Annotated in this window: 6 protein-coding genes and 1 pseudogene; 3 read left to right on the forward strand and 4 right to left on the reverse strand. The window is 63.0% G+C overall.

The annotated features are described in order from the left end of the window. The coding region (locus LB564_RS31375) for an autotransporter-associated beta strand repeat-containing protein (protein WP_224542906.1) at nt 1-9,979 on the reverse strand (9,979 nt) is incomplete at its 3' end. Between the two features lie 508 nt (nt 9,980-10,487). Between LB564_RS31375 and LB564_RS31380 the strand changes: the two genes are divergently transcribed. The 3 genes from LB564_RS31380 (at nt 10,488) to LB564_RS31390 (ending at nt 15,391) form a co-directional block, all read left to right on the forward strand. Then, the gene (locus LB564_RS31380) at nt 10,488-10,823 is read left to right on the forward strand and encodes a hypothetical protein (protein WP_224542907.1); all 336 of its coding nucleotides are present in this window, start codon (nt 10,488-10,490) and stop codon (nt 10,821-10,823) included. A gap of 241 nt (nt 10,824-11,064) precedes the next feature. After that, on the forward strand, nt 11,065-11,232 hold the full coding sequence (locus LB564_RS31385; protein ID WP_224542908.1) for a hypothetical protein: 168 nt from the start codon (nt 11,065-11,067) through the stop codon (nt 11,230-11,232). A gap of 232 nt (nt 11,233-11,464) precedes the next feature. After that, the gene (locus tag LB564_RS31390; RefSeq protein ID WP_224542909.1) at nt 11,465-15,391 is read left to right on the forward strand and encodes an autotransporter outer membrane beta-barrel domain-containing protein; all 3,927 of its coding nucleotides are present in this window, start codon (nt 11,465-11,467) and stop codon (nt 15,389-15,391) included. A 612-nt stretch (nt 15,392-16,003) separates the two neighbouring features. On the opposite strand, the gene LB564_RS31605 is transcribed toward LB564_RS31390, so the two are convergent. The 3 genes and pseudogenes from LB564_RS31605 to LB564_RS31400 form a co-directional block, all read right to left on the reverse strand. Further along, entirely contained in the window at nt 16,004-16,135 is a 132-nt protein-coding gene (locus tag LB564_RS31605) for an invasion associated locus B family protein (protein WP_263493422.1), read from the reverse strand. Between the two features lie 67 nt (nt 16,136-16,202). Then, nucleotides 16,203-16,556 (reverse strand): annotated as a pseudogene (locus LB564_RS31610) (invasion associated locus B family protein); the annotation flags it as partial. A 91-nt stretch (nt 16,557-16,647) separates the two neighbouring features. Continuing rightward, a partial coding sequence (locus tag LB564_RS31400; protein WP_224542910.1) for an autotransporter outer membrane beta-barrel domain-containing protein occupies nt 16,648-17,410 on the reverse strand: 763 nt, incomplete at its 5' end.

The following is a 17,410-nucleotide window of genomic DNA, read 5'->3' on the forward strand; positions in this document are numbered from 1 at the left end:
CGGCGGCGATCACACCGCCCGCGGCATTGGTGGTATTGCAGACCGTGCCGGTGCCTTCGAGGCGCCCGCCGGAAAGTACGTTGACGTCGCCGCACAGGCTGCCCGAGACGTTGACCGTGCCGCCGCCGATCGCCGTGGTGCCGGTGAAGCCGGACGAGTCGGCCGTCAGCGCCAGCGTGCCGGCTCCGCTCTTGGTCAATGCACCGGCGCCGGAGAGCGCCCCGTTGAGGGTCAGCGTGGTGCCGGCATCGGTCGCAAGCGTGCCTTGGCCGAGAACGCCAACGTCACGGCCGCTGGCGAAGCTGGCGCTGGTGTTGAGCGTGCCGCCGTTGAAGGAGAGCCCGCCCGCCGCATCGCCGAGATTGGCATCGGCCGAGACCCGCAGCGTGCCGCCATTGACCGCCGTACCGCCGGTGTAGCTGTTGGTGCCGGTCAGCACCAGCGTTCCGGCATCGGTCTTGACGATCTGAGTGTCGCCACTGAGCGCCGAGGCGATCGTCGCCGTGAAGCCTGCGCCGGCGCTGGTGCCGTCACCCACCCGGATCGTCGACTGTGGCCCGATGAGGCCGATGCCGCCGCCCTGGATGAGATAGCGGTCGGTAGCGAACTGCATGCCGGCTGCCGTCACCTGGCCGAGCCCGTTGTCCACCGTCACCGTGCCGGAGGTGCCTGCGAAGATGGCCAAGGCGCCGTCCGAATAAGCGGCGTTGATCAGGCCTGTCTGTTCGGTCCAGTTGTCATTGCCCGAGGAACTCTGCCAGGTGCCGTTGCCGCCATTGATGGTGCCGTCGAACTTCGGACCGGCGTCACCATCCCAGTAGTTCAGGTTGAGCCCAGCCGTGTTGACGAGATTGACCTGGTGATCGACCGAGGTCTGGACGAAGTAGTCCGTCGACGGAATGGAACCGATCGCAAGCCCGTTGTTGGTCAGCGTGCCGCTATAATCGAACACGCGGTAGATGCCGGGACCGAAGGTTCCGCCGGCCGACACGGAAACGTTGAGCGTGCCGTCGAGAACGAGATTGCCCCCGACCGTGGTGAGGTCATTGAGCGAACCGCCGGGAACATTGGCCTGACCGAAGGAATAGTTCAGGATCGAGCCGCCAGAGAGTGAGAGGTCGCCCGCTATGGCGAGCGTGCCTGGCGTGCCGTCGGCGGAGCCCGGCGATAGCGTGGCGCCGTCGGCGACCGTGACGTTGCCGCCGATCTTGCCCTTGCCGCCAAGCGTGGCGCCGATCTGCACCGAGGTCAGCCCGGTTGCAGCACTCTGGTCGCCATCGACATAGAGGCCACCCGCCGCAACCGTGGTCGGCCCGGCATAGCTGTTGGCGCCCGTCAGCGTCAGCGCCGCGCTGCCCGTCTTGGTGAAGCCGCCGGCCCCGGCGATCAGGCCCGACAGCGTGAGGTCGGCATCGGTCTGGAATGTGCCGTTACCCGCATTGAGGGTGACGTCGCGGGCCGAGCTGAAGGCACCGGTGTTTTGCAGCGTAGCGCCATTGTCGAGCGACAGCGCGCCCGCCGCATCGCCAAGATTGGCGTCGGCCGAGACCTGCAGCGTGCCGCCCTCGATGGCGGTACCGCCACCATAAGTATTGGTGCCACTCAGCACCAGCGTGCCGAGATCGGTCTTGACCAGTTGCGAGCTGCCCTGGAGCACGGAGGCGATCGTCGCAGTGTAGCCCGCACCCGGCAAGGTTCCGTCTCCGACCCGGATCGTCGATTGCGGCCCGAGCAGTTCGATGTTCTGGCCTTGGATGAGATAGCCGTCGGTGGCGAACTGCATGCCCGCGGCCTGCACCTGGCCGTTGATGTTGTCGACGCTGACCGTACCGGCAGTGCCGGCGAAGATGGCAAAACTGCCGTTCGAGAAGGCGGCATTGATGTCGCCGTCCGGCCCGGTCCAGTTGTCATCGCCGGCCGCCCGCCAGATGCCGTTGCCGCCGTTGACTGCGTCGTTGCTCTTGGGACCGGCATCGCCATCCCAGAAATTGAGCGTCATGGCGCTGATGTCGACGAGGTTGACCTGGCCGGCGACCGAGGTCTGGACGATGTGACTGGGCGAGTTGCTGTCCAGCCCGTTGTCGGTCAGCGTGCCGTCATAGCTGATCACGCGATAGATGCCGGGACCAAAATTGCCGCCGGGGGACTGGGTGACATTGATGGCGCCGTTGAGCGTCAGGTCGCCATGCACGACGGTGAGGTCGTTGTAGGCACCGCCGACCACGCCGGCCTTACCGAAGGCGTAGTCGAGGTTGGAGCCACTGAACAGTCGAAGACGGCCATTGATGGTAAGCGTGCCGGGCGTGGTGCCGACGTCGCCGGGCGCCAGAGTAGCGCCCGGAAAGACGTCTACATCGCCGCCGATTATACCATTGCCGCCCAGCGTGCCGGCGAAGACCGAGGTTGCGCCGGTTGCGGCGCTCTGGTCGCCATTGATGAAGAGGGCGCCGCTCATTAGCGTTGTCGAGCCGCTATAGCTGTTGTCGGCCGTAAGCACCGTGGTGCCCGTTCCAGCCTGTGTGAGTTGACCGCTGCCGGAGATCAGGCCGTCAAAGCTATAGGTGTCGGAGCGATCGAAGCCGAGATTGCCGTTATCGACGACATCGCCCAGGATCGAGCCCGTGGTGCCTCCATTGCCAAGTTGCAGAACCCCGCTCGCAATGGTGGTGCCGCCGGTATAAGTGTTGTCGCCGCTGAGGGCCAGAAATCCGGGACCGCCCGCGGTGAGTGCGCCGCTCCCGCCGATCGTGCCGGACCATTCCAGAAAACCGTCGGCGGCGATTGTGCCGCCGCCGGCGTTGAGCGTTGCGTTTCGTGCGGACGCCATGTTCGATCCGGTCTGGTGCAGAGTTCCGCCATCGAACGTCACAGCGCCGGCTGCATTGCCGAGATTGGCATCGGCGCTGACCTGGACAGTGCCGCCATTGATCGCGGTGCCGCCCTGATAGCTGTTGGCGCCGCTGAGCACCAGCGTGCCGCCGCCCGTCTTGGTCAGGGTCCCTGCCCCTGCAACGACGCCGTTCAGCGCCAGGCTGGTCGCGGCGTCGGTGTTGAAAGTGCCGCCGCCCACATTGAGCGTCACTGCGCGCGCCGAATTGATGGTGGCGGTGGTGTGCAGCGTGCCGCCGTCGAGCGACAGGCCGCCGGAAGCGTTGCCGAGATTGCCGTCCGCCGAAATCTGAACCGTGCCGCCATTGATGGCGATGCCACCGCTGTAGCTGTTGGTGCCCGACAGCACCAGCGTGCCGGCATCGGTCTTCACCAGCTGGCTGCTGCCCGTCAGGTTGGCAGCGACCGTGGCGACATAGGCAGCGCCCGCCAGCGTGCCGTCGCCGACGCGGATGATCGACTGCGGGCCGACCAGCCCGATATCCGCGCCCTGCACCAGATAGCCGTCTGTCGCGAACTGCATGCCGACGGCCTGCACCGCGCCATTTGTGTTGTCCACCGTCACGGTGCCCGCGGCACCCTGGAAGATGGCGAAGCTCGCATTGGCGAAGGGCGCGGCGAAGAGGCCGGCCGAGTCCGTCCAGTTCTGGTCGCCGGCAGCGCGCCAGGTGCCGTTGCCGCCATTCACGGCGCCGTTGGAATGGGGACCTGCATCCCCGTCCCAATAGCTCAACGCCAGACCCGCCGAATTGACCAGGTTGACCTGGTTGCCCACTGAGGTCTGCACGAAATAGTTCGGATCGGTGACGTTGAGCCCGTTGTCGGTCAGCGCGCCGTTGTAGTTCATGATACGGTAGACGCCCGGCCCGAAATTGCCCCCCGCCGTCTGTGTGACGTTGAGCGTGCCGTCCAGTGTCAGGTTGCCGCCGACATTGATAAGGTCGTTGAGTGCTCCGCCAGGCACACCCGCCTGGCCGAAATTGACATTGATCGCCGAGGCGTTGTTGAGGTTGAGCCCGCCATTGATGGTCAGCACTCCCGGCGCATTGCCCGCGTCGCCGGGGCTCAGCGTGCCGCCGTCGGCGACCGTTACGCTGCCGCCTATGATGCCGCTGCCGCCCAGCGTTGCGCCGCTGGCGACGTTGGTCGGGCCGGACGCGGCGGACTGGTTGCCGTCGATCAGCAATGTGCCGGCGTTGACGTTGGTCTGGCCAGTAAATGTATTGGTGCCGGTCAGCGTCGTTGTGCCAGTGCCGAGCTTGTTCACCCCGCCGGTGCCGGAGATCGCGCTCCCGAAGCTGTAATTGCTGTTCAGATTGAATGCCAGTGTGCCGTTGTTCGTCACGGTCGGCGTCGCCAGCGAACCGGCGACCGCGCCATTGCCGACCTGGAGCGTCCCGCCCGAAATCGTCGTGCCGGCGCTATAACCATGATTGCCGGTCAGCGTCAGCGTGGCCGGGCCCTGCTTCTCGAGCGTCTCGAACCCGCCGACACTGGCGCCGTCGAGTGTGCGCCCGGCTGATGTGACCACCTGCAGCGTGTCGCCCGCACCCGTCTCGCCGCCGGTGCCCGCATTGACGGTTCCAGTGATCGCACCGCCGTCATTGAGCGCCAGCGTGTCGTTGCCGGCGCCCAGATTGAGCGCTCCGGCGCCGGTGTTCAACGTCCCGCTCACATTGACGACGTCGCTGCCGCCACCGAGATCGCCATTGCCGCGCAACGTGCCGCCAGTGTTGATTGTGATCGTGCTCGCTCCCGCGTCACCGATGATCGCCGACGTGCCGCCGGCGGTCGCCCCGACCGTGCCGTTGACGGTCAGCGTTGAGCCCGCATTCATCGCAAGCGTCGGCGTCGTCAGCGTCTTGCCAGCGTCGACCTGCAGCGCGCCCGCGTTCACCACGGTGCCGGCGTTCGTCAGGTTGCTCGCAAGCTCGAGCATGCCGGCATCGACCCGTGTCGTGCCGCCGATGCTGCTGTCGATAGCAGAGGTCAGCCTGGTCGTTCCGGTGCCGATCTGGGCAATGTTGCCCGCGCCGCTCAGATTGCCCGCGAAAGCGAACGTATCGCTGCGGTTGAATGACAATGTCGAAGTCGCGTTGGCGACGATGACATTGCCGGCGCCGGCATTGCCCGATGTGCCGCCATTGCCGATCATCAGGTTACCGTCATTGATGACGGTGTTGCCGGTGAAGCTGTTGTTGCCGGTAAGCACCCATGTGCCGGTGTCATTCTTGGCGACCGTGGTCGTACCGCCGGGACCATCGATGATGGTACCGCCCATCGTATTGAGGCCGGTGTTGGTGCCGCCCAGCGCGAGCGTGCGGTTGCCAACTCCGGTGTAGGCGGCCGACCCTGTATTGCTGAAAACGACCGCGCCGGTACCGGACGATTCGATGAAGCTGACGCCGGTCTGCAAGGTGAAGAGGCGGTCAGTCGTGTCGCCGGCGCCGGTATAGCGCAGCGTCGAGCCGCTGCCGATCACGAGATTGGAGGCTAAGTTCGTCGACTGGCCGATCGAACTCGCATGGCCGCCATCGGCCAGCTTATCGACGGCGAGCACGCCGCCACTGATTGTCGTGACGCCTGTATAGGTGCTCGCCCCGTTCTTCAGCACCCAGGTGCCGGTGCCGGTCTTGGTCAGCGCAGTGGTGGCGCCGGCCGGGTTGTCGATGCGGGCCGAAAGCGTGTTGTTGGCCGTATTGGTGCCGGTCAGCGTCAGCGTGCGATTGCCAGCGCCCGAGAGGGTGACGGCCGCCGTGCTGGTGAAATTGATCGCGCCGCTGCCCGAAGCGTCAAGGCTGCCACCGCCGCTGCCCAGCGTGAACTGCCGGTTCGTGCTGCCGACCGCCCCGATATATTGCAGGGTGCCGCCGTCGAGCACCAAGTTGGTTGCGGCAGCGCTTGAATCACCGATTGAGCTCGCGACGCCGCCATTGTTCAGGCAGGTGACCGCAAGCACGCCGCCGGTGATCGTTGTACTGCCGTCATAGCTGCTGCTACAGCCCGACAACGTCTGCGTGCCAAGCCCGCTCTTGACCAAACCGCCACCGCCAGCGATCGAGCCGCTGAAGCTCAAGCCATTGCTAAGGGTGAGCGTGCCAGACCCAAGAGCCACGCTGCCGGCACCCGCGAGGCCGCCAACGGTATTGCTCTGGTCATTAAGATCCAGAGTTGCGCCGGCGTTAACAGTCATGCCGCCCGAGCCAAATGCGCTGGTCGAGCCGGCGCGCAGGGCGCCCGCGGTCACGATTGTTCCACCGGTATAGATATTGTTGCCGGACAGAATCAACGTTCCCGCACCATCCTTTCGCAGGACGCCGCCCCCGACGACCTGGCCGCCAAACGTCAACGTCGTCGCCGCATTCGCCACGCCGACGGCCCCGGTACCGCCCAAAAGCTGGAATCCGCGATCGGTCGTCACGGTGCCGCCAGTATAGTTCAGTGCGCCGGTGTTAAAGACAAGGTTGGTGGAGGCGTTGTTTGAGGTGCCGATGTCGCTTGGCTGCCCGCCATTGGCCAGGCAACCGACGTTCAATACGCTGCTGCCTTGCAGGACTGTGGATCCACTGTAGGTGTTGTTGCATCCGCTGAACGTCTGCGTCCCCGCGGTCAACGTCACGCCGCCTGTAGAGGCGCCGCTGATTATACCGCTAAACGTGGCGCCATTGCCGATGATCGTAAGCCGCGCCGTGCCCAAGGTCACACTGCCCGTGCCACCGAGCGCGCCGACGGTGTTGCCCAAGTTGTTAAGGTCGAGCGTTGCGCCGGTGGCCACGTCCACAGGGCCGGAGCCGAAAGCGCTGGTGGAGCCCGCCCGCAGGATGCCAGCGGTAACGGAGTTGCCGCCGGTGTAGTCGTTGGTGCCTGCAAGGACCAGCGCTCCTACACCCGTCTTCGTAAGACGGCCGGGACCTGTAGCCGCGCCCCCTAGCGTCAGCGTGGTGGAGGCGTTGCTTACCCCGATCTCCCCCGCAGAAGCCAGCGTGAAGCCTCGATTGCTTGTCGCTGTCGCACCGAGATAATCCAACTTGCCGCCGTTCTGCAGGACAAGGTTCGCGGAGGCGCTGGTGGAGGCGCCGATGGAGCTGTTGACGCCGCCGTTGGCGAGCGAGGTGACGCCAAGTGTGCCACCGTTGACCGTGGTGGTGCCGGTATAGCTGCTGTTGGTTCCAGCAAGCGTCAGTGTGCCCGCCCCGTCCTTGACGAAGTTGGCGCCGTCGGGGCTCACCACCTGTCCGGAGAAGGTCAAGTTGCTGGCAGCGTTGGTGACCGAGATCGTGCCCGAGGTAGCAGCGCCCGAACGGGCGATAGTGAAGCCGCGGTCGGTGGAGGTCGTCCCGCCGGTATATTCCAGCGTCGCGCCCTGGATTACCAGGTTGGACGAATTTGCCGAGGCAGCGCCGATCGCGCTGGCAGATCCGGCATTGGCAACCGAATTAATCGAGAGTGTGCCCTGACTAACGGTGGTGGCGCCGGTATAGGTGTTGCTGCCGGTGAGCACCACTTTGCCGGTGCCAGCCTTGCTGAAGCCGACAGCACCCGTGTTGTCGACAATGGTCGAGGCGATGGTGAATGTGCCACCACCGTTTTGCTGGATACCCAGCACGCCGCCGCCGAGCGTGCCTGTCATCGATCCGCCGGTGATCGTCTGGCTTCCCCCGGTTACAGAAGGGGCGACGATTATCGTGCCGTCTACCCCAAGGGTCTGGCCGGCCGCTACGGTGACCGTGGAATTGGCCGCTGCCGTATATTGCAGGCCGCCGATCTGGATGCTGGACCCTACGGTGTTGAAGAAGGGCGTGTCTGCGCCGTCGGCATCGCTCAGTATCTGATTGGCCTGCCATTGGCTCGCATCATCCTGATTGACATAGTCGCCGACCGTGAACGCAACGACGTTGCCGCCGACCACCTTGGCGTAATCCGACCCGTTGACGGTGGCCCAGCCGCCGAGCGCCCGATCCGGTCCGGCCGCGGTAATCGTACCGGCATTGGGCAGCACGAAATTGGCAAGGCCGCCCGTGCGGGTGATGGCACCGAGATTGACGGTCATGCTGCCGCCGATTCCGGAAGTGGCGCTCACCGTGTTGTTGCCCGTCGTAACCGTGAGGCCATTGAAACTCTGGACGTTGTTTTCACCCGCGGCGCCGGTGACCTTGACCGTTCCGCCGTTCATGACCAGGGCTGAAGAAGCCGAGATGATGTTGCTGGTCGGCCCTGCCGCCGGTGAGAAGTCGAGAGCCAGCGTGCCACCGCCGACTGTCGTCGTGCCCGTATAGCTGCTGGCTCCGGTCAGGGTTAGTGTGCCGGCGCCCAGTTTGGTCAGACTGGCGCCGGCCCCAGCGATGCTGCCGCCGTAGCTGTTGCTGACGCCCGAGCCCAGATTGAGGGTGAGATTGGCGTTCCCCATCGCCACCGTGCCGCCGGTGCCGCCGAGCGAGACGGGCGCCAGGTTGTTTCCGTTGAGATCCAAAGTGCCGCCGTTGACCGTGACGTTAGTCACTGTGCCGAAAGCCGAAGCACTGCCCGCGCGCAGCGTGCCGCCATTCACGGTGATGGCGCCGCTGCGCGTGTTCGCGCCGGTCAGCACCCAGGTGGCATCGCCGCTGCTGACCAAGGTGCCGCTGCCGGAGACAATTCCGGAGATCGTGTTGTCCGCACCGGTATAGCTGCCACCGAGCGTCAGGGTGCCCGCGAGGGACGTAGCTCCGCTGAACGTCAGTGCTCCGGAGCCGTCGTTCCGGATCGTGCTTGTCGTGCCGCCGATCGACAAAGTGCGATTGCTGGTTGCGCCCGTACCTGTATAGCTGAGGGTTCCGTTCGTGAACGCAATGCTGGTACCCGCGCCAAGGGAACTATTCACCCCTCCAGCGGCCAATGTCCCGACCTTCACGATGCCGCTTTCGATCGAAACAGCACCGGCAAAGCTGTTGGCATCGCCGAGCGTTATCGTGCCATTGCTGCTCGCGATGAACCTGAACGTGTTGGCCGTCGAACTGCTGAGGACACCCAGCGCCTGCAAATCAGCGTTGGCGGCCGACAATGCGACAGCAACATTACCCGTCGCGGCCATATTGCCGGTCAGCGTCAAAGTCCCGCTGCCGAGATTCTGGATCAAGGCAGTCGGCGATCCGACACCCGTGGTGATCTGCCAGTTCCGGTTGGAAGTATCCCCGGTTCCGGTGTAATTGAGCGCCGATACACCCGTGTTGGCCTGGAGGCTGATCGTGTTCCCGGCACCCAGCGCGCTGGCTTCTCCAATGTTGCCTACCGAAGTGAAAGAGGCCGCCGCTGCATTATTTACTGCAAAGCTTACAGCACCGGTAAAATTATTGGTGTTGTCGCTCAGAGTGATTGAGCCGGTGCTGCCCACGGCGGCGACGCTAAGGCCGCCGCTTCCGGTGAAGTGGGCGGAGCCCGTGCCGGCAACACTGACAGCTCCTTGACCGCTAGTGAGATTGACCGTTCGTCCGGTCAGCGATCCGCTGGAACTCAGGGTTGTTCCGTTGGCCAGATTGACGATGTTGCTCGTATTGCCCAGCGCCGCATTCGCGTTGACGAACAGCGCTCCAGAATTGATATTAACGTTGCCAGTGAAGGTGTTGCTGCCCGACAGGGTCAATGTACCTCCACCAGCCTTGGTGAGGCCCGCCGTGCCGGCGATGACCGCGCTGATCGTGGCAGCGCCGGTAATGGTGGGAGACGCACCGGCCAGGGTGAGCGTGTTACCGCCGGTTCCAGCAATGGTGTAGGTGGCGGTATTAAAGGTGAGGTTGTGCACCGTGATCGGCGCACCGAGTGTCACCGTGCCAACTGTTCCCTGGAAGATGGCATCGTCTAGTGCCGCGTTGTTCCAGATCGTGAATGGCCCGGCCACGCCATTGCCGGTCGTATTCCACGTGGAAGAAGTCGTGTCCCACGTTCCGGCCCCGCCGAGGCCGACGCCGGTATTGTTGGCGTCCCAATAAAGGTCCGCGGCCGACGCTGGACCAGAAGCCACCCCCAGAAGCACGGTAGACAAGAGCGCTGTGGCAGAGACGAGGTGCACCAGATTTGGTGCAAAGCTCGCCGCTTGGCCCTTCCACTTAGTCATGCGGCCGCCCCGCAGGAAATGCGAGAAGGCGGCCGCCGGCCGACAGCCTGACGCCTTGCCTTCACCTACACTTTCCTTCGACTGGCGCTGGGTTCCGCTTGGGAGTTGCTGCGTGACCGCCCGTCCCGCTCGAAAGGCAGATTCAACCTGTCGCATCAGCCCCCCGATTCACCGCTAACCCTTAGCGTTACCTCATGAGGATTAAAGTTCAACGAAAAAAGAGAGCCGGCAGTCGATGTGTTTAGTAACCGTATCCGTAACGCCACAGTATCGCTTTTAGCTAACGCACCTCCTTTCCCCTAAGGAGCACCGAAAGCTGATACACCCGAATCGCTGGGCAAAGCACTTTCGAACTGATCTGATTATTTAGAGTAACTAATATAACAGGCCGCCTCTTGCCGGGAACGCCCGAAGTTAGCGCGCGCGACGATGTAAAAGTTCGGCAGGGGGGTTGACGAACAGGTTGCGTTGGACCCGGGGCGACAAAGACTAAGAAGGTGACGCGACGTTGCGACAGTCCGATCTGCGCCCAGCCAATTTCCACGGAACAGCAGCAACATCAGAAGCTTCAATCAAAGCAGCCGGACGATCAGGGAGAATGCACGGTCGAAGCTGGATCCTGCAACAGCGTCTTGCTGACGCCCGTCTACTCCGGGAGGAAATCGCGCGGCTGCAACAGGAACTGCTGGTTGTGAGGACGGCCTCGAAGCGACGAAGGCTCATTGAGGTCGGCTGTCGACTGCAGAACTATAAGGCGCGGCTGGAGCGGCTGGAGCGCTGCATTTCTGCGCTGCAATCCCCCAATCAACGTCAACAACAACAGCACTGGACCGGTCAGTCCTGATCGACGGTCCGTCTGCCGGGGAGCTCGACGTCGAATGTCCACCACCGAGGCAATTTCGACCTGACCTTTGCAACTCGGAATGTCCGCTTTGAACCACGACGGATCCTCGATCGCAGACATAAAGCAGAGCGCCCTCAGCGGTCGGACGCCGAGGATCGCCGGCATGATTCGCTCTTCGCGACGATCCGGGTGACCCAGGCACCGGTTCCATCACGCTCGCCGGCCTGCCCGAGGGTTCATCATGTCGATCAACGGCGTGGCGCATATCCGTGAGTTGTTCGGCCGCTTCGACATCGAGCCGGTCGACCTTGTCTACGGCGTCGGCGGTGGCGCTCGGCCGGCGAAGGAGCTGGGTCATTGCCACCAAGGGGTGTGGCCGCCAGCAAGATCAAAAGATCGCGTTTGGTGACATTGCGCATCTGATCTTCATTATGTCTGGCTAATAAGTTGCTCATCGCGAGAGTCCACAATTCATTAAGTATATCAGCGGTTTGTCGCGCCGGTTTATTGCTGTTTAGCAGATCGACTATACGATCGTAAATTGTGGCGTGCGGTTTCACAGCAAAGGGTGAGGCTGCACCTAAATGGGGCGTGCCCGATGTTAATTGCGTGGTCGGGCGCACTGATCAGGGCAAAAGAGAATGAAAGCATTTAACGAGCACACTCCGGATTCCCATTGTGTGATCCGGCGGCGCAAACTCGCGCTTCTGGCGGCGGCAGCGGCTGGCGCGCTTGTCATTGGTCATGGTGAGGCCCTGGCCGCGTGCGCCACGGGTCCGAATGTGGTCAATACAGATACAGGCCCGGTGAGCAATTCCGGAGCGGCCGACTGCATCAATGTCGAGAACAGTGACGTCAGCGGCGATGTCACCAATACGCCAACGGGTGTGCTGACCGCGCCCGGCCAGGCCATCAGCATCATCGACAACGATCCGGTGCTGACCACCATCATCTCGGGCAATGTCCAGAATCAGGGGACAGCAACCGGCGTCGAGGGCATTTTTGTTGGTGGCGCCACCGTTCAGGGCGCCGTCAGCAACAGCGGCACGCTTAGCGGTGGCTTTTACGGCATCCGCCTGGCCAACGGAGCCTCAGCCGGCAGCATAAGCAACTCCAACAGCCTCAGTGGTGGCGCTACCGGCATTATCCTTGATGGCTCGACTGTCATCGGCGCAATCACCAATCAGGCGCCTGCGACCATAACGTCGAACGGCACCGGGATTAATTTGACCAATGGCTCCTCGGCCGGCAGCATCGCCAACGCCGGAACTATCGATGTTGGTGGCGAAGGCATCCTCGTCGTTGGATCGACTGTCGCTGGCGCTATCACCAACGAAGCCGACGCAACCATTACTGCCGGTTTCAACGGCATTCGTCTGGTGACGGGCTCCTCAGCTGGCAGCATCGCCAACGCCGGCACGCTCGACGTCAATGGCGAAGCTATTGTCGTACAGTCTTCGGCGGTCACGGGCGCTATCAGCAACACCGGCGCGATCGATGCCGGCGCTTACGGCATCCACCTCTCGGGAGGCGCTTCAGCCGCAAGCATAACTAACGCCAACACTCTCGCCGGCGGCGTGGAGGGCATCCTCATCGAGGGCTCTACTGTCGCTGGCGCGGTCACCAACGAGACAAATGCCACGCTAACGGGTGGCATCAACGGCATTCGTCTTGCCGCAGGTTCTTCGGCCACCGGCATCATCAACGCCGGAACCCTCAACGTTGGCGGCGAAGGCATCCTTGTACAGGCCTCGACAGTAACCGGTGCGGTCGATAATAGCGGCACCATTTCATCGACTGGGCACGGCATGCGTGCCATTGAGGGAGCGACTGTCGGAAGCTTATCCAATGGGGGGACAATAACTGTCGCCGGTGTGGGGATGGGCGTTTATTCAGGTGCGACGGTGCAGAACGGCATCACCAACGCCGAGGGAGCCTCGGTCAGCGGCTTCATCGGCGCCCATGTTACCGGAGCCGGCTCTGTCGTGAATGGTGGAATTGTGAACGCAGGAACGCTGAACGGCGCTTCTGGGGCCGTATCGATTGATTCCGGTGGTAGTTTAAATGGTGGCATCCACAATACAGGATTTATGACAACTGGCGCCGGTTCTTGGGCCATCTCTATTGGAAATGCGACCGTAACGGGCGGCATTAATAATGATGGCGGAACGATAGGCGGCGGGCAGCGGGCTGTCTCGATCGTTGACTCCAACTTCAGCGGTGGGGTTGCCAACAGCGGGAACATGAGTTCGTCCGTCAGCAGAACTGTTCACGTTAGTGGAGGCACATTCAGTGGCGGAATCACCAATTCTGGGACGATAACCAGCGCGTCGAACTATGGAATTGGCATCGACTTCCTGACCACCTTCTCTGGTGACATCAACAATAGCGGCACCGTTCAGGGTGCGAGCGCAATCGCTATCGAAAATGTCGGGACTGTCGCTGGTCAAATCTTGAATAGCAACACGATGACCGGGGCAGTCTTCGGACTATCTCTCTTAAACGTTGACACCGTAACCGGAGGCATTGTTAACGAGGCGTCCGGACGGATTACCGGCGATGTCACCGCAATTTCTATAAGCGGTGCCCCAGGCACCGCACTCACGCTGACCAACGATGGTCTTATCCAAGGCACGACAGAAGCGATAAACTCCACAAAAGGCCTCATCATCAATCAGCAGGCCGGCTCGATTGTCGGGAACGTCGTGTTGTCCAACGGGACCACAACGGTCGATCAGTTGAACCTCAGCGCCGGCACGATGACAGGGACGACCAGCTTCGGCGCCGGCGCCGATGGCATGCTTTGGACCGGTGGCACGATATTCGCCACCGACTTCGGTGCTGACGACGACAGCGCGATCCTGCGCGGTCTCACGCAAGCGACCGTCGGGACCACCGTAATGAATGGCGGACTCGGTACCGATGCTCTCACTTTTGATGCCACAACAGCAGTAGGGGCGGCACAGTACCAGAATTGGGAAACGGCCCAGCTCATCAATGGCTCAGAACTCACGCTGAACGGCAATTTCGTCCTGGGCGACACAGGAACGGGCACCGGCGACTTCACCATCGATTCAAGCTCGGCCCTTTTGGCCGGAGGCGGTAACTTTGGCGTGGTGCCATTCACCCAGGGCCAGCACGGCACATTCAGCAATGCCGGCCTAGTTGACCTTACCAATGGCGGAACCGGCGCCGGCGACACCTTTACGGTCGGGGGCAATTACCTGGGCTCCAATGGGGTGCTGCACCTGCAGACGGTGCTGGGCGGTGATGGCTCCGACACCGATCTCCTGCAGATCGACGGCGACAGCACCGGCAACACGTCGGTAATGGTGACCAACCTTGGCGGCCTCGGTGCGCAAACTCAGGAAGGCATCAAGATCGTCAATGTCGATGGCACGGACTCCTCGGGCAGCTTCCATCTGCTCGGCGACTACGTCTTCCAGGGCGACCAGGCCGTGATCGGCGGCGCCTATGCCTACCGGCTTTACCAGAATGGCGTGAGTACGCCCGATGACGGCGACTGGTACCTGCGTTCCGCGCTTACCACACCCGGCAACCCGCCAGGCCCGCTCTACGCGCCGAGTGCGCCGCTCTACGAGGCCTATGAAGGCGTGCTGCAGACTTTCAATGAACTCGGGACTTTGCAGCAGCGCGTCGGCAACCGCTCATGGGGCGAGGGTGCGACGCCGGAAGGGGCCGATGTCCCCGGCCAGGGTCCGGTCGACGGTAAGGCCATCTGGGCGCGCATCGAGGCGGCACACGCCAAGCTCGATCCGAAGACCTCGACCACCGGCACCGACTACGACGTGACCACCTGGAGGCTCCAGGCCGGTGTCGACGGCCAGCTGCATGAAAACGAGGCCGGCGTGCTGATCGGCGGGATCACCGCCCACTACGGCACGGCTTCTTCGGACATCTCGTCGATCTATGGGGTGGGCTCGATCGCAGCCACCGGCTACGGCGTTGGCGGCACGCTGACCTGGTACGGCAACAGCGGCTTCTATGTCGATACCCAAGCTCAGGCGACATGGTACGACAGCGACATCCGCTCGGCCACACTAGGCACCACGCTCGCCGATGGCAACAACGGCTTCGGCTATGCGCTGAGCATCGAGAGTGGCCAGAAGATCGCGCTGTCCAGCAAATGGTCGCTGACCCCGCAGGCGCAGCTTGCTTATTCCGACGTCCGTTTCGACGCATTTACCGACAAGTTCGGCACGGTCGTGTCGCCCGGCAGCGGCGATAGCCTGGTCGGGCGGCTCGGCCTGTCGGCGGACTACGAGGATCAGTGGGCGGATGCCGCGGGCCAGTACAGCCGCGCACACCTCTATGGCATCGCCAACCTTTACAACGACTTCCTCGACGGCACCGATGTCGATGTCTCAGGTGTGAAGCTGGTCAGCCAGAACCAGGCTCTATGGGGTGGTGTCGGCATCGGCGGCACCTACAGCTGGGCCGACGACAAGTATTCGCTCTATGGGGAGGCGCTGGCCAAGACCGGCCTGGAGAACTTCGGCAATAGCCATGTGCTATACGGCACAGTGGGCTTCCGCATGTCGTGGTGAGGGCCAAGTCTGATAAAAGACGACCCGCTGCTGGTGCAGCGGGTCTTCTTGTTTGAATTCCAGGATCTGCCTGCCACGGCGTCGGCTCCTTTGCGGGTCGCCACGCCAAAGAGACCAGGGGATCGCGAGAATTCGCCGTATGAAGTGCTGGCAGGCGTTGTGATTCGAGGACCAAAGATATGCCCCTCGTCCGGGTGCCGATCGGCGGCAGATCTAGTCAACGGTAGCCGCCTCAACGATAAGGTCGCCAATGTCGAGTGCGAAGCCTCGACCGCCAAGCTGATCGACGTGCTCCCGCACGTAGGCTGTGAACTCCACACGCGTCATCACCTTGCGGGCGTCACACAGGCATCTAAACGCATGCCTGACGGCCGTCTGTGCCTGGCAGTTGTCGGGCGCCGCCAAGCGTCGTTCACGAGAACCACCACGAAAGCGGGATCAACAGGAGGGTGAACACGATGCTTGGCCAGAAGCAGGCAAGAAATTCCAATACGGTTTCCCGGGCGTTGCTGATGCGGTCTCGCTTGTACATTTCGCGATGTTCCTTGCGGTAGAATGACGAGGGCAAGCTTTCGTTTAGCCCCGACAGCTTACCCGCTGACCCGCCCATGGCTACTTCAGCAGCGCGGCTGTCCTGTCGAGCGCGCTGGGAAAGCCCTTGAGCGACAAGGCGAGGTTGGTCTCTTTGCCGCCGTCGGCGACGACCTTGACCTTGAGGCTGGTTCCGTTGCGCAGAGCCGCCAAGGTGTCTCCCCTCGAAGCTCAGGTCGACGATACAGCCTCCGGGGAGGCAGGTGCGGAAGCGGAGCGGCGGCAGCGTGGCGCCGTCGTCGATCTGCAGCGTCACACCCTGGTCCAGCGCGAGGCCGAACGGCAGCACCAGCGTTCCTTGGGCAGTCTCGCCGTTGGGACGCAATTCGATAGCCAGCACCCGCTGGCGCGACTGCGCGTCCGTCTGTTCCTGCGACAGCGCACAGGCCTTTGCCGCCGCGCCGTTCTGCGTCGTGATGTTGCAAGACACCGTCCAGTCGCCGTGCCCCTCCCTCAGCGAAGTTGCTCCCCCTGGCAGCCCAGCCTCCTGCGCGAACGCCGAGATGGCAAAGCCCATGACCAGCAGCGCGGTGGCCACCAGCAGGACGCCTCTACCCCAATTCTTCCGATTCATGTTTTTGTCCGTTCTATCAAACACTGATCCGCGGGCGTGAATCGCCGCTGCATTGTGGCCATCCCAGATGCAGCTTGCCGCAATCTCTCACCTACCAGCGCACGCTGAAGCCCAGCTTGGCGCCGATGGAGTTGCTGTCGCCGAACTTCTCCAGACTGGTCTTGGCGATCGCCTCGCCGAAGACCGCGTATTTGCCGTCGGCGAAATCCAGCGAGCCGCCGAGGCCGATACCACCCCACAGCGCTTGGTTCTGGCTGACGAGCTTCACGCCAGAGACATCGACATCGGTTCCGTTGAGGAAGTCGTAATAGAGGTTGGCGATGCCGTAGAGGTGTGTACGGCTGACCTGCCCCGCGGCATCCGTCCATTGATCCTCGTAGTCCGCCGACAGGCCGAGACGGCCGACCAGGCTGTCACCGCTGCCGGGCGACACCCTGGTGCCAAACTGGTCGGTGAACGTGTCGAAGCGGACATCGGAATAAGCAAGCTGCGCCTGCGGGGTCAGCGACCACTTGCTGGAGAGCGCGATCTTCTGCCCGCTCTCGATGCTCAGCGCATAACCGAAGCCGTTGTTGCCGTCGGCCAGCGTGGTGCCCAGCGTGGCGGAACGGATGTCGCTGTCATACCAGGTCGCCTGCGCCTGGGTGTCGACATAGAAGCCGTTGCTGCCGTACCAGGTCAGCGTGCCGCCGACGCCGTAGCCGGTGGCTGCGATCGAGCCCACGCCGTAGATTGACGAGATGTCCGACGAAGCTGTTCCGTAATGGGCGGTGATCTCACCGATCAGAACGCCGGCCTCGCTCTCGTGCAGAAGACCGTCGACGCCGGCCACGAGCTTCCATGTCGTCACGTCG

This window comes from Mesorhizobium sp. ES1-6 (assembly GCF_020164775.1).
Taxonomy (GTDB): domain Bacteria; phylum Pseudomonadota; class Alphaproteobacteria; order Rhizobiales; family Rhizobiaceae; genus Mesorhizobium.